At 60.3% G+C, this 20290-nt stretch carries 17 protein-coding genes; 10 read left to right on the plus strand and 7 right to left on the minus strand.

The window, feature by feature from the left end:
* Nucleotides 1-22 precede the first annotated feature (22 nt).
* The 6 genes from AC1RPZ_RS18705 to AC1RPZ_RS18730 form a co-directional block, all read right to left on the minus strand.
* The gene (locus AC1RPZ_RS18705; RefSeq protein ID WP_493138429.1) at nucleotides 23-904 is read right to left on the minus strand and encodes a symmetrical bis(5'-nucleosyl)-tetraphosphatase; all 882 of its coding nucleotides are present in this window, start codon (nucleotides 902-904) and stop codon (nucleotides 23-25) included.
* Entirely contained in the window at nucleotides 904-1284 is a 381-nt protein-coding gene (gene apaG, locus AC1RPZ_RS18710; RefSeq protein ID WP_493138430.1) for a Co2+/Mg2+ efflux protein ApaG, read from the minus strand. The genes AC1RPZ_RS18705 and apaG overlap by 1 nt, the downstream gene beginning before the upstream one ends.
* 123 nt (nucleotides 1285-1407) lie before the next feature.
* Nucleotides 1408-2226 (minus strand): 16S rRNA (adenine(1518)-N(6)/adenine(1519)-N(6))-dimethyltransferase RsmA, encoded by an 819-nt coding sequence (gene rsmA / locus AC1RPZ_RS18715; protein ID WP_493138431.1) that lies wholly within the window; start codon nucleotides 2224-2226, stop codon nucleotides 1408-1410.
* Entirely contained in the window at nucleotides 2223-3212 is a 990-nt protein-coding gene (gene pdxA / locus AC1RPZ_RS18720; protein WP_493138432.1) for a 4-hydroxythreonine-4-phosphate dehydrogenase PdxA, read from the minus strand. Before pdxA ends, rsmA begins: the two co-directional genes overlap by 4 nt.
* Nucleotides 3209-4525: a peptidylprolyl isomerase SurA gene (gene surA / locus AC1RPZ_RS18725; protein ID WP_493138433.1), complete on the minus strand. Its 1317-nt coding sequence runs from the start codon at nucleotides 4523-4525 to the stop codon at nucleotides 3209-3211. Before surA ends, pdxA begins: the two co-directional genes overlap by 4 nt.
* Nucleotides 4506-7307: an LPS-assembly protein LptD gene (locus tag AC1RPZ_RS18730; RefSeq protein ID WP_493138434.1), complete on the minus strand. Its 2802-nt coding sequence runs from the start codon at nucleotides 7305-7307 to the stop codon at nucleotides 4506-4508. Before AC1RPZ_RS18730 ends, surA begins: the two co-directional genes overlap by 20 nt.
* A 130-nt stretch (nucleotides 7308-7437) precedes the next feature.
* On the opposite strand from AC1RPZ_RS18730, the gene AC1RPZ_RS18735 reads away from it, so the two are divergent.
* Genes AC1RPZ_RS18735 through AC1RPZ_RS18745 form a run of 3 tightly spaced genes read left to right on the plus strand, consistent with a single transcriptional unit; the run spans nucleotide 7438 to nucleotide 9900 of the window.
* A complete protein-coding gene (locus AC1RPZ_RS18735) occupies nucleotides 7438-8463 on the plus strand; it encodes an aminoglycoside phosphotransferase family protein (RefSeq protein ID WP_493138435.1) in 1026 nt (341 codons plus the stop codon).
* Complete coding sequence (murU, locus tag AC1RPZ_RS18740; RefSeq protein ID WP_493138436.1) at nucleotides 8460-9131, plus strand: N-acetylmuramate alpha-1-phosphate uridylyltransferase MurU; 672 nt, start codon at nucleotides 8460-8462, stop codon at nucleotides 9129-9131. The genes AC1RPZ_RS18735 and murU overlap by 4 nt, the downstream gene beginning before the upstream one ends.
* A 1-nt stretch (nucleotide 9132) precedes the next feature.
* Complete coding sequence (locus tag AC1RPZ_RS18745) at nucleotides 9133-9900, plus strand: TerB family tellurite resistance protein (protein ID WP_493138437.1); 768 nt, start codon at nucleotides 9133-9135, stop codon at nucleotides 9898-9900.
* Between the two features lie 59 nt (nucleotides 9901-9959).
* Here AC1RPZ_RS18745 and AC1RPZ_RS18750 read toward each other — a convergent pair whose 3' ends face one another.
* The gene (locus tag AC1RPZ_RS18750; RefSeq protein ID WP_493138438.1) at nucleotides 9960-10949 is read right to left on the minus strand and encodes an alpha/beta hydrolase family protein; all 990 of its coding nucleotides are present in this window, start codon (nucleotides 10947-10949) and stop codon (nucleotides 9960-9962) included.
* Between the two features lie 74 nt (nucleotides 10950-11023).
* On the opposite strand from AC1RPZ_RS18750, the gene AC1RPZ_RS18755 reads away from it, so the two are divergent.
* The 7 genes from AC1RPZ_RS18755 to AC1RPZ_RS18785 all read left to right on the plus strand — a co-directional run bounded on the left by AC1RPZ_RS18755 (nucleotide 11024) and on the right by AC1RPZ_RS18785 (nucleotide 20252).
* The gene (locus tag AC1RPZ_RS18755) at nucleotides 11024-13414 is read left to right on the plus strand and encodes a PAS domain-containing sensor histidine kinase (RefSeq protein WP_493138439.1); all 2391 of its coding nucleotides are present in this window, start codon (nucleotides 11024-11026) and stop codon (nucleotides 13412-13414) included.
* Between the two features lie 33 nt (nucleotides 13415-13447).
* Nucleotides 13448-14077 carry a response regulator gene (locus AC1RPZ_RS18760; RefSeq protein ID WP_024265168.1) on the plus strand — a complete coding sequence of 210 codons (630 nt, stop codon included), beginning with the start codon at nucleotides 13448-13450 and terminating at the stop codon, nucleotides 14075-14077.
* Nucleotides 14078-14419: 342 nt separating this feature from the next.
* Nucleotides 14420-15544: an ABC transporter ATP-binding protein gene (locus tag AC1RPZ_RS18765; protein ID WP_493138440.1), complete on the plus strand. Its 1125-nt coding sequence runs from the start codon at nucleotides 14420-14422 to the stop codon at nucleotides 15542-15544.
* Nucleotides 15545-15593: 49 nt separating this feature from the next.
* A complete protein-coding gene (locus AC1RPZ_RS18770) occupies nucleotides 15594-16634 on the plus strand; it encodes an ABC transporter substrate-binding protein (RefSeq protein WP_493138441.1) in 1041 nt (346 codons plus the stop codon).
* Between the two features lie 154 nt (nucleotides 16635-16788).
* Complete coding sequence (locus tag AC1RPZ_RS18775) at nucleotides 16789-18036, plus strand: ABC transporter permease (RefSeq protein ID WP_401124205.1); 1248 nt, start codon at nucleotides 16789-16791, stop codon at nucleotides 18034-18036.
* A 13-nt stretch (nucleotides 18037-18049) separates the two neighbouring features.
* Complete coding sequence (locus AC1RPZ_RS18780) at nucleotides 18050-18874, plus strand: ABC transporter permease (protein WP_493138442.1); 825 nt, start codon at nucleotides 18050-18052, stop codon at nucleotides 18872-18874.
* A 229-nt stretch (nucleotides 18875-19103) separates the two neighbouring features.
* Nucleotides 19104-20252, plus strand: a complete 1149-nt coding sequence (locus AC1RPZ_RS18785; protein WP_493138443.1) for an iron-containing alcohol dehydrogenase — start codon at nucleotides 19104-19106, stop codon at nucleotides 20250-20252.
* Nucleotides 20253-20290: the final 38 nt, after the last annotated feature.

Raw genomic sequence — 20290 nt, forward strand, 5'->3', positions numbered from 1 at the left:
GTAGTCTGGCTGAATGCGCAGCCTAGCGCTTGGCGCTGGCCGACAATAGATCGGGGGTGGTTGGGGTGACGTGCGGCCGGGTGTGGCCCTGTGCATCGCATTCGCAACGCAGGCGTTCGCCGGTGTCGACGTTCATCAAGGTCATCGAGCCACCCCAGACGCAACCGGTGTCGAGGGCGAAGAGGCCAGGCTCGTTACATTGACCTTCAAGGGCTGCCCAGTGGCCGAAAATGATTTTCTGGCCACGGGTCTTGCGTTCCGAGTGTGCAAACCATGGCGCGTAGCCCGGTTGCGCGGTGCCGAGACCTTCCTTGCTCTTGAGATCAAGCTTGCCGTCGCGGGTGCAGAAACGCATGCGGGTGAAGTAGTTGGTGATTACCCGCAGGCGGGTCACGCCTTTGAGATTGCTGTCCCATTTCACCGGCTCGTTGCCGTACATGCCATCGAGGTAGGGCGCGATGCGGTTGTCGTCATGCAATGCTTCTTCGACTTCCGCGGCGTACTTCAAGGCTTTGCGCAGGGACCACTGCGGCGGTATGCCGGCATGGACCAGCGCAATGTCGCGCTGTTCGTCGTAGTGCATGAGCTTTTGCTGACGCAGCCACTCAAGCAGTTCTATGCGATCCGGCGCGTCGAGGATCTCACGCAGGGTGTCGGCTTTCCTCAGGCGCTCGATGTTGTAGCCGGCGGCCAGCAGGTGCAGGTCATGGTTGCCCAGGACGCACACCAGCGATTCGCGAATGCTATAGAGGAAGCGTAGGGTTTCCAGCGATTGCGGCCCCCGGTTGACCAGGTCGCCAACCAGCCACAAATGATCCTTTGCAGGGTCGAAGGCAACCCGCTTTAGCAGGCATTGCAGGGGTTCGAGGCAGCCTTGCAGGTCGCCGACGGCGTACGTCGCCATCAGTGCAGGGCTCCGGGCACCGCCAGGCGGAAAGGCGCAATGATCGCGTCGAAGTGGTTACCGTCTTCGGCGAGCATCTGATAAGTCCCCTGCATGTTGCCAACGCGGGTGGTCATCACCGTGCCGCTGCTGTAGGTGTGGCTTTGGCCGACGCCGATCAGCGGTTGCTGACCCACCACGCCGGCACCGCGAACCTCTTCGACATGCCCGTCGCCATCGGTGATCACCCAGTGCCGCGAGAGCAACCTGGCCGGTAGCAGGCCGTTGTTCTGTACGGTAATGGTGTAGGCGAAGGCAAAGCGGTCTTGCTCGGGTTGCGATTGTTCTGCCAGATAGCGGGTGACGACGCTGACGTCGACCTGATAACGAGGATCGGACATGCAAGAGGCCTTAAAAGCAAAGCGGGACGCGGGGCGTAACTGATTGAAGTCAGTCTAGGCCAAGTATCGGATAGTAAACCAGACATGGGCGCTGGTGTCCTACCCGATAACGCTCGTCGCCTGTCAGCCGACGGCAGGCGTTTGTGCGACTTGTTCGCTGAGCTTGTCAGCCAGACGAACAAAAGCGGCCAGGTCGAGTTGTTCAGGGCGAAGGCTGCCGTCGACGCCAGCGGCTTCGATTTCGGTATTGCTCAGCAGCAATTTGAGGGTGTTGCGCAGGGTCTTGCGGCGCTGGTTGAAGGCTTCGCGAACGACGCGCTCCAGCAGTTTGTGATCCTTGGCCGGGTGCGGCAGCACGGCGTGCGGCACCAGGCGCACGATGGCCGAATCGACTTTCGGTGGCGGGTTGAACGCACCCGGGCCGACGTTGAACAGGTGTTCGACCCGGCAGTGGTACTGAACCATGATCGACAGACGGCCCCAATCGCCACCGCCAGGACCTGCCGCCAGACGCTCGACCACTTCCTTTTGCAGCATGAAGTGCATGTCGCGGATGATGCTTGCGTTGTTCAGCAGGTGGAAAATCAGTGGCGTGGAGATGTTGTACGGCAGGTTGCCGACCACGCGCAGGCTGTTGGGTGCGGCATTCAGGCTGTTGAAGTCGAACTTCAGTGCATCGCCCTGATGCAGGTTGAAATTGCTTTTGCCGGCGAACTGCTGGTTGAGGATCGGGATCAGGTCCTTGTCCAGCTCCACCACGTCCAGTTGCGCGCCGCTATTGAGCAGGCCTTGAGTCAGTGCACCCTGGCCCGGGCCGATTTCCAGCAGGCGGTCTTCGGGCTTGGCGCGGATGGCGCGCAGGATGCGGTCGATAACGCCAGCATCGTGCAGAAAGTTCTGGCCAAAGCGTTTGCGCGCCTTGTGTTGGTAATGCTCGGTCATAAACGGGTCTCGGCCATCTGGTAGGCGGTTTCCAGGGCGACGTGCAGGCTGCCGGTGTCGATTTTTCCGCTGCCAGCGAGGTCCAGGGCGGTGCCGTGGTCGACTGAGGTGCGGATGATCGGCAAGCCGAGGGTCACGTTGACTGCCGCGCCGAAGCCTTTGTACTTCAATACGGGCAGGCCCTGGTCGTGGTACATCGCCAGCACCGCGTCGCAGTGCTCCAGATATTTGGGGGTAAACAGAGTGTCGGCGGGCAGGGGACCACGCAGGTCCATGCCTTCAGCGCGCAGACGCTCCAGGGTTGGTTCAATGATGTCGATTTCTTCGTGGCCCAGGTGTCCGCCTTCGCCGGCATGCGGGTTGAGTCCGCAGACGAGGATGCGTGGCTGGGCGATGCCGAATTTTTGTTGCAGGTCGGTATGCAGAATCCGCGTGACCCGCTCCAGGCGCTCGGGGGTGATTGCATCGGCAATCTCCCGCAGCGGCAGGTGCGTGGTGACCAGCGCAACCCGCAAGCCGTGTGTGGCGAGCATCATCACCACTTGCGGGGTGTGGGTCAGGTCTGCGAGAAACTCGGTGTGTCCGGAGAAGGCAATGCCCGACTCATTGATCACGCCTTTGTGCACAGGGGCGGTGATCATCCCGGCAAAGTGCCCGTCCAGGCAGCCTTGACCCGCGCGGGTCAGGGTTTCCAGGACAAAGGCGGCATTGGCCTTGTCCAGTTGACCGGCGGTAACCGGCGCACTGAGCGGTGTATCCCAGACATACAGGCTATTGGCTGGCGCAGGAACGTCCGGCCAGTTGTCCGGCGTTACCGGCAGCAACTCAACGACCACACCCAGCTGCGCGGCCCGCTCAAGAAGCAGGTCGCGGCTGGTAATGGCAATCAGGGGGTGTGGCTGGGCTTGCGAGGCGAGTAGCAGGCACAGGTCAGGACCTATGCCGGCCGGCTCGCCGGGTGTCAGCGCAAAACGCTTGGGGTTCACTTCGCCGCCTGGTCGACGCCAGGGAGCTTGATTTCAACGTAGGCTTCGTCACGGATCTGACGCAACCAGGTCTGCAGCTCTTCGTCGTATTTGCGGTTACGCAGTACGGTCATGGCCTGCTGTTCACGGGCCTGGGAGGTGCTGTCAGTGGCGCGGCGGCCAAGGACTTCCAGGACGTGCCAGCCATATTGAGTCTTGAACGGCTTGGACAGCTGACCTTGTTGGGTCTTGGCCATTACTTCGCGGAATTCCGGCACCAGTGCGTTCGGGTCGACCCAGTTGAGGTCGCCGCCGTTAAGGGCTGAACCCGGGTCTTCCGAGTAGCTTTTCGCCAGTTCAGCGAAATCGTCGCCCGCTGAAATGCGGTCGTAGAGTTTCTGTGCCAGACGCTTGGTTTCTTCTTCGCTGCGGATTTCGCTTGGTTTGATCAGAATGTGGCGAACGTGTACTTCGTCACGTACCTGATTACCACCGCCGCGTTTTTCCAGCACTTTCAGGATGATGAAACCGCCGGGTGTACGTGCCGGTTGGGTGATATCACCCACCGCCATGGCGCTCAGTTCGCGATCAAACGGTGGTGGCAGTTGAGCGGCTTTACGCCAGCCCATGTCGCCGCCTTCCAGTGCGTTGTCGCTCGCGGATTTGGCGATGGCCAATTGAGAGAAGTCAGCACCCTGCTTGAGTTGCTGATAGATCTCCATGGCCTGGCGCGCAGCGTTCTGGATCGCTTGCGAATTGGCGCTTTCCGGGGTCGGGATCAGGATGTTTGCCAGGTGCAGTTCTTCAGAGAGCTGCATCTTGCCCAGGTCTGAGGCGAGGAAGTTTTTCACTTCCTGCTCGGACACCTGAATCCGTTCGGCCACACGACGCTGACGAACACGGCTGATGATCATCTCGCGACGAACCTGATCGCGGGTGTCGTCATAAGACAGACCGTCGCGAGTCAGGGCGGCGCGGAACTGGTCCACGGTCATGTTGTTGCGCTGGGCAATGGTGCCGATCGCCTGGTTCAGCTCTTCATCGCTTATGCGAATGCCGGAGCGCTCGCCGATCTGCAGCTGCAGGTTTTCGACGATCAGGCGTTCGAGCACCTGTTGGTCCAGTACGCCGGCAGGTGGTGTGCCGCCGCCGCGTTTGGCGATGGTTTGCTGAACTTCATGAACCCGCTGGTCCAACTGGCTCTGCATGACCACGTCGTTGTCGACGATAGCCACCACTTTGTCGATGGACTGTACCGCGGCGTTAGCCGCGGTGCCCAGGAACAGCGCGCCCAGCATCAGCGGGCGCAGACAATCAGAAAGCTTGGTCTTCACGTTCACGATAACCTTGAATGCCTTTGTCGAGGAAGCTCTCTACCTTGGTGCCCATGACACCACCGAGTCCCTTCAGAACAATTTGGAGGAAGACGCCATGGTCGCCTTTTTCGTTTTGCGGGGCTTCTTGACTGAACTCGTCATACGAAACCCAGTAACGGTTGATCAGGCGCAGTTTCCAGCAGCAGTTGTCGTACTCGAAACCACCAAAGGCTTCCAGGGTACGGTTGCGGTTGTAGTCGTACTGCCAGCGGCTGATGGCATTCCATTGCGGCACGACTGGCCAGATGACCGAGAAGTCGTGCTGTTTGATCTTGTAGTAATCCTTCACGAAACCAGGTGTGCCTGGGGTGCCGTAGTCACCACCACCCACTGCCCATTTACCCGTAGTCTGGTCGTATCGAACCTGGTCATTGCGATAGCGATAACCAGCGTTGATGACCTTGTTCGGGTTGTCTTCCGGCTGGTAGTGGAACATCGCGCTGCCCGAGCGAGGGTGGCGGGTGTCCGGGTCCCAGTTGTAGTCGGCCGTGGTGCGCCAATCGCGGTTCCAGCGATATTCGTATTCCAGGGCGTACGGCGAAACGTTGGAGTTCGCATCGGCGCGGGTTTTTGCATCGATACCCGGCAACTGGACTTCGCGGTCCTTGAAGTACACGGCCTGGCCGACGCTGATGCGTTGACGTTCGAAGCCGTTGTCTTCGATCCAGCGGTTGGTCACGCCCAGCGACAGTTTGTTCTCGTCGCCGACCCGGTCGGAACCGGTGAAGCGGTTGTCGCGAAACAGCGAGGAATAGTTGAACGTAGATTCGCTGGTGTCGAATATCGGAATGTCAGACTGATCTTTCTCTGGGACATAGAGATAGTACAGGCGCGGCTCCAGGGTTTGGCGATAGTTCTTGCCGAACCATTGGGTATTGCGGTCGAAGTACAGGCCGCTGTCGATGCTGGCGATCGGCACGCCGCGATTTTGATTGCGGCTGTAAGTGCCATTCAGGCGATCTGCGTCCGCGCTTTGTGCGGCGATCTGGCTTTTACCGGTACCGTCGAGGTCCAGGTCATATTGGGTGTACTGATACTTGAGCGACGGCTTCAGGAAACCGTAGGTCCAGTTCAGCGGCAGGCTGATTGCAGGCGCGAGGTTCAGACGATCACCGGTGGCACGTGCCAGACCTTGAACGTTGGTATCCAGGAAAGGTGACTCGACACCGTTTTCGTCAGTGAAGTTGCCGGTTCTCAGGTTCCGGTCAAAACGCACCAGCTCGGTGTTGTAAGTCATGTCCAGGCCGCCGGGGTGTTGCGGCAGGAAACCATTGAAGGTGATCTGCGGCAGGCGGTTGTACGGCGTAATGTTGGAAACCGTTGCCAGCTGATACGCCTGTGCATTCACGCGGGCGGAGAACGTATCGCCACGGTAGGTGACCGCACCTTGCTGATTCACGTAGTCGCGGCTTTGAACACCGATCTGATCGCTTTGCAGATCCTGGAAGTAATACGGATCGCTGATTTTGGTGTAGTCGACCTCGGTCATTACCCGCGAATCCAGCCCGCCTTTGTGCTGCCAGTTGAGCAGGTAGCGGGTTTTTTCGTAGTCGGTCTGCTTGCTGCGTTCGGTGTCGTCGTCGTTGAGGTACGCGGCGCCGAATTGACCTTCGCTGGACTGGGTCAGGTAACGGAACTCGCCTTCCATCAACAGACCGCGCTTGCTCATGTAGCGCGGATACAACGTGGCATCGTAGTTCGGTGCCAGGTTGAAGTAGTACGGTGTGACCAGCATGAAGCCGGTCTTGGTGCTGGTGCCAAAGCTTGGCGGCAGGAAGCCGGACTGGCGACGGTCATCGATCGGGAAATAGATGTACGGCGTGTAGAACACCGGAATGTCCTTGACCCGCAGTGTCACGTTGGTCCCGGTACCGAAACCGGTCGCCGGGTTCAAGGTGATGTTGTTGCCCTTGAGCTGCCAGGCGTTGCTGTTCGGCTCGCACGTGGTGTACGTACCATCCTTGAGGCGGATGATCGCGTTTTCCGCACGTTTGGCATACAGCGCGCTGCCGCGGACACGGGATTTGTGCATCACGTATTCGGCGTTGTCGACCTGGGCTTCGCCGGTATCGAGTTGCACTTCAGCGTGGTCGCCGACGATCAGCGCGCCGTTGTCGCGCACGCGAACGTTACCGTTCAGATCACCACGGTTTTCGGCTTGATACAGGTTGGCCTCATCGGCCTCGACTTGCATGCTGCCCTGACGCATGACCACGTCACCGGCGAGGGTCGCCACCTGTTCTTCCTGCTGATAGCGGGAGGCTTTGGCACCAACAAAGGTCGGAGCGTCACTTTTATTCGTCTTGTCATTCATGCCAGGACGAATCGGTTCGATATAGGAACCAGAGCAATAAGGACCTGTTTCGGCCAATTGGGCTGCGGTGAGCTTCTCGCGCGGGACCCAGTCGAGGTGGCTGTAGTCGGCACTGCGCGACTTCAGGCCGCGGCCCTTGGCTTCGGTGACCAGCACCGGCTTGTTGGCGGTTTCGCCACCAGCAGTGCTGCTCTCGGCCGCTGACTCGTTGTTCGAACTGACCGCGCTGCCGTCATGTACAGGGCGCGGTGGTAATTGGGCTGCGTTGGCTTTTGGCGCGCAGTCCCAGGCACCCGAAGCAGAGACTGAGCAGTCATACTGTTCCGCGGCGACCACGAACGAAGTGGCTAGAGGTTGCAGGGCCAGCAAACTGCCGGTTACCAACAACGGAAATTTTTTACGAAACGCGGGGGATTTCAATGCCATCTTATTAGTCCGGGCTTCCTGCGTGCCATCTGCCCGCGGTGTGGGCCGCACGCCTCTCGATGGTCTGAAAAAGATGCTGGATAATAAAGCATGACCCGCTTGACGGCTAGCGCCGTCGGAGACCCTTGTAATGCCTGACCAAGATGTACGCTTGCAACACCTGAAAGTTTGGCTCGATGAGCAATTGGCAACGCTGTTTGCTGCACAAGGATGGGGTGCCGTGCCCCCGGCCACGTTGACCGCGGCCAGCAGCGACGCGAGTTTCCGCCGTTACTTCCGTTGGGAAGGCGCCGGCCGCAGCTTCGTCGTGATGGACGCTCCGCCGCCTCAGGAAAACTGTAAACCCTTCGTGGATATCGCCTTTTTGCTGGCGAAATCCGAAATTAACGTACCGAAAATCTACGCAGAAGATCTTGAACGCGGTTTTCTTTTGCTCAATGACCTGGGCAACAAGACCTACCTGGACGTGATCGACAGCCAAAATGCTGACAATTTGTTCAAGGATGCCCTGCAAGCGTTGCTGGCTTTTCAGCAGTTGCCGATGGTGGCGCCACTGCCCAGCTATGACGTGGCCCTGTTGCGCCGCGAGCTGGAACTGTTTCCCGAGTGGTACGTGAAACGCGAGTTGGGCATCGAGTTCGATTCGGCACAGCAGATGCTCTGGCAGCAAGTCAGCGACAGGTTGATCGACAGCGCTCTGGCCCAGCCCAAAGTGCTGGTGCATCGCGACTACATGCCGCGCAATCTGATGCTCAGCGAGCCGAACCCCGGCGTGCTGGATTTCCAGGACGCGGTGTACGGGCCGGTGACCTATGACGTGACCTGCCTGTTCAAGGACGCCTTCCTCAGTTGGCCCGAGGAGCGTGTACGTGGTTGGCTGGCGGACTACTGGCAGCAAGCAGGCGCTCTCGGCATTCCGGTTCAGCCTGATTTCGAAGACTTCCTGCGTGCCAGCGACTTGATGGGGGTGCAGCGTCACCTGAAAGTCATCGGCATTTTCGCCCGTATCTGCCACCGCGACGGCAAACCGCGCTACCTCGGCGATGTGCCGCGCTTCTTTGCTTATATAGAGGCAGTGGTCGCTCGTCGTCCTGAACTGGTGGAGTTGGATGTGTTGCTGGCCAGTCTGCGCCAGTCGGTCGGAGTCTCTGCATGAAGGCAATGATTCTGGCGGCAGGTAAAGGTGAGCGCATGCGCCCACTGACCCTGACCACTCCCAAACCGTTGGTACGCGTTGGCGGGGTGCCGCTGATCGAGTATCACCTGCGCGCGTTGGCGGCGGCAGGTTTCACCGAGGTGGTGATCAATCACGCCTGGCTGGGGCAGCAGATTGAAGATTACCTGGGCGATGGTTCGCGCTATGGCTTGAGCATCCAGTACTCGCCGGAAGGCGAGCCGCTGGAAACGGGCGGCGGGATATTCCGCGCCTTGCCGCTCTTGGGGGATGATGCGTTCGTGGTGGTCAACGGTGATATCTGGACCGATTACGACTTCACGGCACTGCGTCAACCGATGGCGGGTCTGGCCCACCTGGTGCTGGTCGACAACCCGGACCATCACCCGAGCGGCGATTTCAGTCTGATCGATGGCCAGGTGCGTGATGGTCAGCCAAGTGCGCAGACCCTCACTTACAGTGGCATTGCCGTGTTGCATCCGAAGCTCTTCGCGGCGTGCGCGGACGGCGCCTTCAAACTGGCTCCGCTATTGCGCGATGCCATGGCGCGAGGGCAGGTGAGCGGCGAGCGACTACACGGACACTGGGTCGATGTCGGCACTCACGAACGTCTGGCCGAAGTTGAACAATTGATAGAAGCGAGCTACTGACATGTTGTGGCCAGGGACTCTGATCGGAGCCGGAGCGGGCTTTGCCATAGCCAGCATTCCGGGGGCCATGCTCGGCGCATTGTTAGGGCAGGCGCTGGACCGGCGCTTGCAGCTGCAAAGCCTTGGGCATTTGCGTGAGCGACTCGGTGGTCGGCCGATGTTGCGTAACGATGAATTGTTGTTTGTATTGCTGGGGCGTCTGGCCAAGTGTGATGGCCGGGTGGTGGATGGTCATATCTACCAGGCGCGTCAGGAAATGCGTTCGCTGGAAATGAGCGAGCCGGCGCAAAAGCGCGCGATCGCGGCATTCAACCGTGGCAAGTCCGGTCATGATCGACTGCGCGGTTACTTGCGCCGCTTAAGCGCGCAACCGCATGCCGCTGAAGGTGTCTTGCGCGCTTGTTGGCGGATGGTCTGGGCCGACGGGCGTGCCGGAAGTAGTGAGCGTGAGCTGATTGCGCAGTGGGGCAAGTGGCTGGGCTGGACGCCGGAGCAGGTGCAGGCCCTGGCCAGTGATTACGAGCCACATAAAAAAATACTGGTTAACAGTGCCGCGGCTTATCAGGAGGCGCTGCGGGTACTCGGCGTGTCAGCGACCAGTGAACCGTCGCAAATCAAGCGTGCGTATCGACGTCTGCTCAGTCGCCATCACCCGGACAAGATTGCCGGCAGCGGGGCGACGCCTTCCCAGGTGCGCGAAGCGACTGACAAGACTCGCGAGTTGCACAGCGCCTATACGTTGATTCGCGAGCGGCGGGATTTTCGATAGCGGCCTGGAAGGTCAAAAGATCGCAGCCTGCGATCTTTTGCTTTTGCTTTTGCTTTTGCTTAGTCCGCCTTCTGCGGATTCAACCAACCGCGCACTCGCCGGAACAATTGCTCCTGTTCGGCAGCGCTGTTGCCGGGCAAGGTCTTGAGTGCGAGCTGACTGAACGTCGAAGCCTTCAGGCGTTTGCTGGCCTGCAAGCGTTCCAGAGCAGCGCTCTGCACCAGCGCCTTGTCCTTGTAGTAGATGTCCAAGGTGGCCAGCTTCAAGGTGGTGGTCAGTTCGGCCAGTCCCGGTTTGGCGGACACGGGTGTCTGCGCGGCGACCATCACGAATTTCGCGACTTGTGAGGGTTGTTTTTCGCTCAGGTAGCGCGCGGCCCAATAGGCCCCTGTACCGTGACCGAGCAAAACGATGCTGCGAGCGCTTTGTTGTTCGGCGAAAGCAATGGCTGCGTCGATTCGTGCGTAGATGCGCTCGGCGTCGGCCTTGGCTTGCTCTTCGCTGGTCTCTGCGATCGCACGGTCGGCGACCTCTCCTTCACCTCCGGCCACCTGTTCGATGGGGGGCGCAGTGCTGGCGTCTTTGCTGCCGGTTGCGGTTTTGGCCGGTGTGGGTGCGACTTCGACGACCCGCGCGTGCGGGGCATTGCTTTGCAGGTCCGGCAGGGTAAGACTCAGGCTGCCCCAGTCGGCATCGGGCAATTTTTGCCGCAATGGACTGATTGCTTGAGGCCAGTCAACGGTTTCACCCGCACCGGGGATGATAATCACCGCGCCCTTGGGATCGCTGGTGTTCGCCGGTTTCCAGAGCGCGAGAAAACTGTCACTGCCGGCCTGCAATGGCTGTTGCTCTTGGGCGGGGACGGTCCGTTCAAGGGCTGTGGCTTCTTCCTGGCTACGCTCTGGCAGAGGCTGGCGCTCGACCGGTTTTGCTGCGGCGGATTTTTCCGCGGTGGCGGGTGCCGGGTCGGCGGCCTGGGCTGAAAAGGTACAAGGCAGGATCAGCGACAGGCACAATGCTGGCAGTGCCAAGCGGTAGACAGGGGGCATCGGATATTCCAGGCCAGAAGTAATCCCGGCAGCCTAATAGGTTGGTCAGTATTTGTCAGTGTGTGAGACTTCGGATGATGCGTTTTCGCTGCCTGTTGGTTATCGGCTGCTGTTGGTTTCCCTTGATGGCATGGGCGGCGCCCGTATTGCCTGCGCATGGTGCGCCGTTGAACGCCGCGCAGCGCCAGTGGCTCGCGGAGCACAACGAACTGCGCGTGGGGGTGGTGCTGCAAGCACCTTTCGCACAGTACGACCGGCGCTTGCAGCGGTTGTCCGGGGCCAATATCGAATTGATGCAATGGCTGGCCAGTGCGCTGAATATCGAGCTGACGTGGCGTAACTTTCCCGATGTGGCGCAGCTGGAAGAAGCGGTGCGCGAGGGTGAGGTCGATCTCGCGCCGGGCCTGACCCAAACTCCCGCCGGCCTGCGACTATGGCAATTCACCGACCCCTACATGCGCGTGCCGCAACTGGTGGTCGGCGAACAGAAGGGCGCGGGTGTCGTCGAGCTGGAAAAACTCGACAGCCAGTCGCGGGTCGCCGTGCGCATGCCCAGCGCCATCGCCGATTATCTGCGTAGCAACTACGGCAATCTCAACGTGCAGGGCGTGCCGATGGAGCGTGAGGCGCTGCAACTGCTGCTGACTCAGCAGGCCCGCTACGCAGTCGTCGATGAAGCCCAGTTCAGCCGTTTGTCGTCCGAGCCTGAATTCGCACACTTGGTGGTGGTCGGGGACATTGGCCTGCCACAGTTGCTACGGGTGGCGACTCGCCGCGACTGGCCGGAGTTGGCCGGCATCGTCGAAAGCGCCTTGCATGCCATTCCCGCCAAGGATCTTGAGCAGTTGAGCGCGCGCTGGCTGCAACCCAAGTACCCGCGTCTGGCCGAGTCGCCGGGGTTCTGGAAAAACCTTTGCCTGTTGTTGGCCGTGTTGTTCCTCAGCAGCATGGCCATCGTGCTGTGGCAGCGCCGTCAGCAACATACCCTTGAGCAGCGTTTACTGGCGGCCCGCGAAGACATTGCCCTGCGCGAGGCCAGCGAAGAAGCGTTGCGCCTGACGCAGTTTTCGATTGATCAAAGTACCGTCGGGATCCTCTGGGTCAATTGGGACAGCCATGTACGTTACGCCAACCGTGCGGCCGAGGACATGCTCGGTTATGCGCCGGGCGGTGTCATTGATCGGCCACTGATCGACTTCGAGCCCGGTCTGCACATGGACCGTTGGTTGAGCTTGTGGAAGCGCGCCCGGGCCAGCGAGGATGGGCCGCAAAGTTTTGAAACCAACTGCGTGCGCGCCGATGGCAGCATTCTGCCGGCCGACGTGTCGTTGAGTTTTCTGCGTTTTCGCGACAGCGAATACCTGGTGGTTTACCTCAACGACGTCACCGAACGCCGTCGGGCGCTGGCCGCCTTGCAGGAAAGCGAGGCGCGCTTACAAGGGATTGCCGCCAACGTGCCGGGCCTGGTCTTTCGCCTGGAGCGGGCGCCGGTGACCGGGCAAATCGACTTTGCCTACATCAGTGAGGGCAGTGAGGGTCTGGTGGGGTATTCACCGGCAACCTTGAGCCGTCGCGACATGGGCCTGCGCAGTCTGGTGCATCCAGACGACAAGGCGAGTTATCACCAGACCCAGGATCACGCATTGGACACCGACAGTGACTGGTCGTGGCAAGGCCGGATTCTCACCCGTCAGGGCGAGCAGCGCTGGGCCGAGATCAAGGCCATCACCCGTCGGCTCGACGATGGTGCGTTCGTCTGGGACGGGATTGTCTGGGACATCAGTGAGAGCAAGCGCATCGAGCTGGAACTGGCCAGCTCCCGCGAGCAATTGCGTGAACTGTCTGCGCACCTGGAAAGTGTGCGCGAAGAGGAAAAGGCCCGGATTGCCCGGGAAGTTCACGATGAGTTGGGCCAGATGCTGACGGTGCTCAAGCTGGAAACCTCGATGTGCGAACTGGCTTACGCCGAGCTCGATCCGGGCTTGAGTGACCGTCTCAATAGCATGAAGCGCCTGATCGCCCAGCTGTTCCAGCTGGTGCGGGACGTGGCCACGGCCTTGCGCCCACCTATTCTCGACGCCGGGATCGCGTCGGCCATCGAGTGGCAGGCCCGGCGTTTCGAGGCGCGCACGCAGATCCCGTGTCTGGTGCAAGTGCCGGACAACCTGCCGACCCTCAGCGACGCCAAGGCCATCGGCCTGTTCCGGATTCTTCAGGAGGCGCTGACCAATGTCATGCGCCATGCGCAGGCGCATACTGTTGAGTTGACACTGGTGCTGGAAGGCGACGAGTTGTGCCTCACGGTCAGCGATGATGGCGTAGGCTTTGTCGCCCCCACGGGCAGGCCGACATCCTTTGGTGTGGTCGGCATGCGCGAGCGGGTGTTGATCATGGGCGGCCAGTTGTCGCTGGACAGTGAACCGGGTGAAGGCACGACCTTGAGCGTACGTGTGCCGCTGGATTGAAAACTCGTTCAACCCTTTGATGAGGAAGACTGCGTGATCCGTGTACTGGTAGCCGAAGACCACACCATCGTCCGTGAAGGCATCAAACAATTGATCGGCCTCGCCAAGGATTTGCTGGTGGTGGGGGAGGCGAGCAATGGCGAGCAACTGCTCGAGACCTTGCGCCACATTCCCTGCGAGGTGGTGTTGCTGGATATCTCCATGCCCGGGGTTAACGGGCTGGAGGCGATTCCACGGATTCGCGCACTGAACAATCCGCCGGCAATTCTGGTGCTGTCGATGCATGACGAGGCGCAAATGGCTGCGCGTGCGCTGAAGGTCGGCGCTGCCGGTTATGCGACCAAGGACAGCGACCCGGCGTTGCTGTTGACGGCGATTCGCAAAGTCGCGGCGGGCGGGCGTTACATCGACCCGGAACTGGCGGATCGAATGGTCTTCGAAGTCGGCCTGACGGATTCGCGGCCACTGCATTCGTTGCTCTCGGAGCGCGAGTTTTCGGTGTTCGAGCGCCTGGCCCAAGGCGCCAACGTCAACGACATCGCCCAGCAACTGGCGTTGAGCAGCAAAACCATCAGCACCCACAAAGCGCGGCTGATGCAGAAACTCAACATCACCTCCCTCGCCGAACTGGTGAAGTACGCGATGGAACACAAGCTCCTCTGACACCACCGCCCCCGTAGGAGCTGCCGAAGGCTGCGATCTTTTGATCTTGATCTTCGGCGATCTTGAGGCCGCCAACAGATCGCAGCCTTCGGCAGCTCCTACGGGGGCGCGTATCCATTTGCGACATGTCTGCAACTGGGCTTTTGCCGGTTCTTGTGGCTTGCAGCTTGATGCTTGCCGCTATCGTTCATCGACATATCCATGCCCGCCATCCTTGTAGGGAAATCCCTACCCCCAGCCTTCCATCCGGCTGAGGCGATTCTCTCCTGCACCCCGATTTGCGTGGTCCCCAGCGTCCACTAGGCTTAGTCCACAGCAGTCATCAACAAAAAAGGTGTGGGTATGAGCGAGGTCGATTCAAGCGCTGGGGCGAGTGATGTTCTGGTCAGCTTTCGTGGAGTGCAAAAGAGCTACGACGGCGAGAACCTGATCGTCAAAGACCTCAACCTGGAGATTCGCAAAGGCGAATTCCTCACCTTGCTCGGGCCGTCCGGCTCCGGCAAGACCACCAGTCTGATGATGCTCGCCGGCTTTGAAACGCCGACCGCCGGCGAAATCCTGCTGGCCGGACGTGCGATCAACAACGTGCCGCCGCACAAGCGCGACATTGGCATGGTGTTCCAGAACTATGCATTGTTCCCGCACATGACGGTGGCCGAGAACCTCGCGTTCCCGCTGACCGTGCGCGGCCTGAACAAAAGCGACGTCAGTGACCGGGTCAAGCGCGTGCTGAGCATGGTTCAGCTCGACGCATTCGCTCAGCGTTATCCGGCGCAGCTTTCCGGCGGTCAGCAACAGCGTGTGGCACTGGCCCGGGCGCTGGTGTTCGAACCGCAACTGGTGCTGATGGACGAACCGTTGGGTGCACTGGATAAACAACTGCGTGAACACATGCAGATGGAGATCAAACACCTGCACCAGCGCCTCGGCGTGACCGTGGTCTACGTGACCCACGACCAGGGCGAAGCCCTGACCATGTCCGACCGCGTGGCGGTCTTCCATCAAGGCGAAATCCAGCAGATCGCGCCACCGCGCGAGCTCTATGAAAAGCCGAAAAACACCTTCGTCGCGAACTTCATCGGCGAAAACAACCGTCTCAACGGCCGTTTGCACAGCCACACCGGCGACCGCTGCGTGGTTGAGCTGGGGCGTGGTGAAAAGGTCGAAGCGCTGGCGGTGAATGTCGGCAAGACCGGCGAGCCAGTGACGCTGTCCATTCGTCCAGAGCGTGTGAGCCTTAATGGTTCCAGCGAATCGTGCGTCAACCGCTTCTCAGGGCGGGTGGCGGAATTCATCTATCTGGGCGACCACGTCCGTGTTCGCCTGGAAGTCTGTGGCAAGACCGACTTCTTCGTGAAACAGCCCATCGCTGAGCTCGATCCGGCGCTGGCGGTCGGAGACGTGGTACCGCTTGGCTGGCAGGTCGAACACGTTCGCGCGCTCGACCCACTTCTAGAGGCGAACTGATCGCCCCCTGTTTCACCAACACCAACCCTGCACGTGGAGAGAACAATAAATGTTGAGATCCCTGAAATTCACCGCCCTCGCACTGGGCATGATGGGCGCAGCGCACGCAATGGCCGGCCCGGACCTGACCGTGGTGTCGTTTGGCGGCGCGAACAAGGCGGCGCAGGTCAAGGCTTTCTATGCACCGTGGGAAGCCGCGGGCAACGGCAAGATCGTCGCCGGTGAATACAACGGTGAAATGGCCAAGGTCAAAGCCATGGTCGACACCAAGAGCGTGTCCTGGGACCTGGTCGAAGTTGAATCGCCAGAACTGTCCCGTGGTTGCGACGAAGACATGTTCGAGCCGCTCGACCCGGCGCTGTTCGGCAAGTCCGAAGACTACGTGAAGGGCGCCATCCAGCCATGTGGCGTGGGCTTCTTCGTGTGGTCGACCGTGTTGGCCTACAACGCCGACAAACTGGCAAGCGCACCGACCAGTTGGGTGGATTTCTGGGATACCAAGAAATTCCCGGGCAAACGTGGCCTGCGTAAAGGCGCCAAGTACACCCTGGAATTCGCGTTGATGGCCGACGGCGTTGCGCCGAAAGACGTCTACAAAGTGCTGGCCAGCAAAGATGGTCAGGACCGCGCGTTCAAGAAACTCGATGAGCTCAAGCCAAGCATTCAATGGTGGGAAGCCGGCGCTCAACCACCGCAGTACCTGGCTTCCGGCGACGTCGTCATGAGCTCGGCCTACAACGGCCGGATCGCTGCCGTGCAGAAAGAAAGCAACCTGAAAGTGGTATGGAACGGCGGCATCTACGACTTCGACGCCTGGGCGATTCCAAAAGGCCTGGATAAGGCCCGCGCAGCAGCCGCGAAGAAATTCATCGCGTACTCGGTCATGCCGCAGCAGCAGAAAACCTACTCGGAAAACATCGCCTACGGCCCAGCCAATACCCAAGCCGTACCGCTGTTGTCCAAAGACATTCTGAAAGACATGCCGACCACCCCGGAAAACATCGCCAACCAGGTACAGATCGACGTCAGCTTCTGGGCTGACAACGGTGAGCAACTGGAACAGCGTTTCAACTCGTGGGCTGCGAAGTAACCACAACCCTGCGATGGTGGGCTCGCCCACCTGTGGGAGCGAGCTTGCTCGCGATTGCGATGTGTCAGTCAACATCAATGTTGAATTTTAAGGCGCCATCGCGAGCAAGCTCGCTCCCACATTAACGATTGATCAAAGATTTTCGGAGTTCGCCATGGCCATCGCCGTTCCCCTGAACGAGGGCACCAATCGCACCTTGAAGCAGCGCCTTGCGCGTGCCGAGCGGGTCAACCGCTGGAAGGCCCAGGCCTTGATAGCGCCCTTGGTGCTGTTTCTGTTGTTGGTGTTTCTGGTGCCGATCGTGGCGCTGCTCTACAAAAGTGTCGGTAACCCGGAAGTGGTCGGCGGTATGCCGCGCACCGTGGCGGCCATTGCCACCTGGGATGGTCGAGGCTTGCCGGCGGATCCGGTCTTCAAGGCTGCCAGCGAGGACCTTGCCGATGCCCGCAAGAATCAAAGCCTGGGCGATCTGTCCAAGCGACTGAACATGGAGTTGGCCGGCTATCGCAGCCTGCTGACCAAAACCGCGCGAGCGCTGCCGTTCAAGACTGAACCGGCCTCGTATAAAGACGCGCTTGAAGCGCTGGATGAGCGTTGGGGCGACCCGGCCTACTGGCAAGCGGTCCGCCGCAACACCAGCAGCCTGACGCCGTATTATCTGTTGGCGGCGGTCGACCACCGAATCGACGACCTCGGCGAAATCGCCCCGGCGACTCCCGATCAGGCGATCTACCTCGAGATCTTTGCCCGGACTTTCTGGATGGGCCTGATCATCACCGCGATCTGCTTGGTGCTGGCCTATCCGTTGGCGTACCTGCTGGCCAACCTGCCGTCGCGTCAAAGCAACCTGCTGATGATTCTGGTGCTGCTGCCGTTCTGGACCTCGATTCTGGTGCGAGTGGCGGCGTGGATTGTCTTGCTGCAATCGGGCGGGCTGATCAACAGCGCGATGATGGCCATGGGCATCATCGATAAGCCGCTGGAACTGGTGTTCAACCGCACCGGGGTTTACATCTCGATGGTGCACATCCTGCTGCCGTTCATGATTCTGCCGATCTACAGCGTGATGAAAGGCATCTCGCCGACCTACATGCGTGCGGCGATCTCGCTGGGCTGCCATCCGTTCGCCAGCTTCTGGCGGGTGTATTTCCCTCAGACCTATGCCGGTGTCGGCGCCGGTTGCCTGTTGGTGTTCATCCTGGCGATTGGTTACTACATCACCCCGGCGCTGCTCGGCAGCCCGAACGATCAGATGGTCAGCTACTTCGTCGCCTTCTACACCAACACCAGCATTAACTGGGGCATGGCGACCGCGCTCGGTGGGCTGCTGCTGTTGGCGACCATCGTGCTCTATCTGATTTACAGCTGGCTGGTAGGCGCGAGCCGCCTGCGTTTGAGCTAAGGGGAGAATCGAAATGCTGAGTCCTTATATGTCGCCCGTCGAGCGGGTGTGGTTCTACAGCTTGCGCACGCTCTGCGGGCTGATCCTGTTGTTCCTGATTTTGCCGGTGCTGGTGATCATCCCGCTGTCGTTCAACTCAGGGAGTTTTCTGGTCTACCCGCTGCAAGGGTTCTCGTTGCACTGGTACCAGGACTTCTTTGCGTCGGCCGAATGGATGCGCTCGCTGAAGAACAGCATGATTGTCGCCCCGGCGGCGACGGTGCTGGCGATGGTGTTCGGTACGCTGGCGGCGATTGGCCTGACCCGTGGCGACTTCCCCGGCAAGGCGCTGGTGATGGCGCTGGTGATTTCGCCGATGGTGGTGCCGGTGGTGATCATCGGTGTGGCCAGTTACCTGGCCTTCGCTCCGCTGGGGTTTGGCAACAGCTTTGTTTCGCTGATTGTCGTGCATGCGGTGCTGGGCGTGCCGTTCGTGATCATTACCGTGTCGGCGACGTTGCAGGGGTTTAACCAGAACCTGGTGCGTGCTGCCGCGAGCCTTGGGGCTTCACCACTGACGGCGTTCCGCCGTGTGACGTTACCGTTGATCGCACCGGGGGTGATTTCAGGGGCGCTGTTTGCCTTCGCGACATCGTTCGATGAGGTGGTGGTCACGTTGTTCCTTGCCGGCCCCCAGCAGGCGACGTTGCCGCGGCAGATGTTCAGCGGTATTCGCGAAAACCTCAGCCCGACCATCGCCGCCGCCGCGACGCTGCTGATCGCATTCTCGGTGTTCCTGCTGCTGACCCTGGAATGGTTGCGTGGCCGCAGCGAGAAACTGCGTACCGCGCAGGTCTGACCGTCGGTAATGATCGTTCCCGCGCGCTTGGGAACGATTGGCAAAACCGGCTTCCTGTAGGAGCTGCCGCAGGCTGCGATCTTTTGATCTTCAAGAAACAAAGTCAAAAGATCGCAGCCTGCGGCAGCTCCTACGCGTGTTTCCGTCTATTCATTTGCGCAATAACAGACAAACCCCAATCCCCAGCTACTATTGTGCCCAGCTCCCCTATTTATAAGAGGCTGCGCACATGGGTATTTCCTCTTTCAAAATCGCTCACAAATTGCTCACCGGCACAGGTGCCATCGAGCAGCTGGCCGCCGAGCTGACCCGTCTGGATGTTGATTACCCTCTGATTGTCACCGATGCGGCGCTGGTCAAGTCCGGCACTGTGGAGCTGGCGCTGGCGCAACTGGGTGGACGCACGTACGAGATTTTCGATCGGGTGTTGCCAGACCCGGAAATCGCCATCGTTGAGGACTGCATGCGCGTCTACCGCGACGGCGGGCATGACGGTCTGATCGGCCTCGGTGGCGGCAGTGCCATCGACATCGCCAAAAGCGTTGCAGCCTATGCCGGTTACCACGGTGCGCTCGAGGACTTGTTCGGTGTCGATCAGGTGCCGCGCAAAGGTCCGCCACTGATTGCGATTCCAACCACCGCCGGCACCGGTTCGGAAGTCACCAACGTAGCGATGCTTACCGACAAGGTCGCGCAGCTGAAAAAGGGCATCATCAGTGATTACCTGCTGCCGGACGTAGCACTGGTCAGCCCGCAAATGACCCTGACTTGCCCCCGCAGCGTGACGGCCGCCACTGGCATCGATGCGCTGGTGCACGCTGTCGAGTCCTACCTGTCGCTGAACGCCTCGCCGATCACCGACGCGCTGGCCCTCGGCGCCATCAAGCTGATCGCCACGGCATTGCCCAAGGCCTACGCCAACCCTTCGAACGTGCAGGCCCGTGAAGACATGGCCACCGCCAGCCTTATGGCCGGCATGGCGTTCGGCAACGCCGGGGTCGGCGCGGTGCATGCCTTGGCTTATCCGCTGGGTGGACGTTTCAACATTACGCACGGTGTGAGTAACGCCTTGCTGCTGCCGTATGTCATGACCTGGAACAAGATGGCGTGCATCGAGCGCATGCGGGATATCGCCGAAGCTTTTGGGGTGAAAACCGCGCGGTTGAGCGCTGATGAGGCGGCGGATAAAGCCGTCGAGGCGATGGCGCGACTCTGTGCCGCAGTGGAAATTCCCCAGGGCCTGCGCAGCTTCGGCGTACCGGAAGACGCCATCCCGGCGATGGCCGTGGAGGCCGCGGGAATCGAGCGATTGATGCGCAACAATCCGCGTAAATTGAGCACCGCCGATATCGAGAAGATCTATCGAGCGGCCTATTAGGGCCTGGTCCAATCATCGCGGTTACCGTGCGCGCGTCA

This window comes from Pseudomonas sp. GW822-FHT02D10 (assembly GCF_058802345.1).

What these genes read in the sequence shown, in the direction of transcription:
- AC1RPZ_RS18705 (WP_493138429.1), bottom strand. Translation starts at nt 904, where the DNA reads ATGGCGACGTACGCCGTCGGCGACCTGCAAGGCTGCCTCGAACCCCTG.
- apaG (WP_493138430.1), bottom strand. Translation starts at nt 1,284, where the DNA reads ATGTCCGATCCTCGTTATCAGGTCGACGTCAGCGTCGTCACCCGCTAT.
- rsmA (WP_493138431.1), bottom strand. Translation starts at nt 2,226, where the DNA reads ATGACCGAGCATTACCAACACAAGGCGCGCAAACGCTTTGGCCAGAAC.
- AC1RPZ_RS18730 (WP_493138434.1), bottom strand. Translation starts at nt 7,307, where the DNA reads ATGGCATTGAAATCCCCCGCGTTTCGTAAAAAATTTCCGTTGTTGGTA.
- AC1RPZ_RS18735 (WP_493138435.1), top strand. Translation starts at nt 7,438, where the DNA reads ATGCCTGACCAAGATGTACGCTTGCAACACCTGAAAGTTTGGCTCGAT.
- murU (WP_493138436.1), top strand. Translation starts at nt 8,460, where the DNA reads ATGAAGGCAATGATTCTGGCGGCAGGTAAAGGTGAGCGCATGCGCCCA.
- AC1RPZ_RS18745 (WP_493138437.1), top strand. Translation starts at nt 9,133, where the DNA reads ATGTTGTGGCCAGGGACTCTGATCGGAGCCGGAGCGGGCTTTGCCATA.
- AC1RPZ_RS18750 (WP_493138438.1), bottom strand. Translation starts at nt 10,949, where the DNA reads ATGCCCCCTGTCTACCGCTTGGCACTGCCAGCATTGTGCCTGTCGCTG.
- AC1RPZ_RS18755 (WP_493138439.1), top strand. Translation starts at nt 11,024, where the DNA reads ATGATGCGTTTTCGCTGCCTGTTGGTTATCGGCTGCTGTTGGTTTCCC.
- AC1RPZ_RS18765 (WP_493138440.1), top strand. Translation starts at nt 14,420, where the DNA reads ATGAGCGAGGTCGATTCAAGCGCTGGGGCGAGTGATGTTCTGGTCAGC.
- AC1RPZ_RS18770 (WP_493138441.1), top strand. Translation starts at nt 15,594, where the DNA reads ATGTTGAGATCCCTGAAATTCACCGCCCTCGCACTGGGCATGATGGGC.
- AC1RPZ_RS18775 (WP_401124205.1), top strand. Translation starts at nt 16,789, where the DNA reads ATGGCCATCGCCGTTCCCCTGAACGAGGGCACCAATCGCACCTTGAAG.
- AC1RPZ_RS18780 (WP_493138442.1), top strand. Translation starts at nt 18,050, where the DNA reads ATGCTGAGTCCTTATATGTCGCCCGTCGAGCGGGTGTGGTTCTACAGC.
- AC1RPZ_RS18785 (WP_493138443.1), top strand. Translation starts at nt 19,104, where the DNA reads ATGGGTATTTCCTCTTTCAAAATCGCTCACAAATTGCTCACCGGCACA.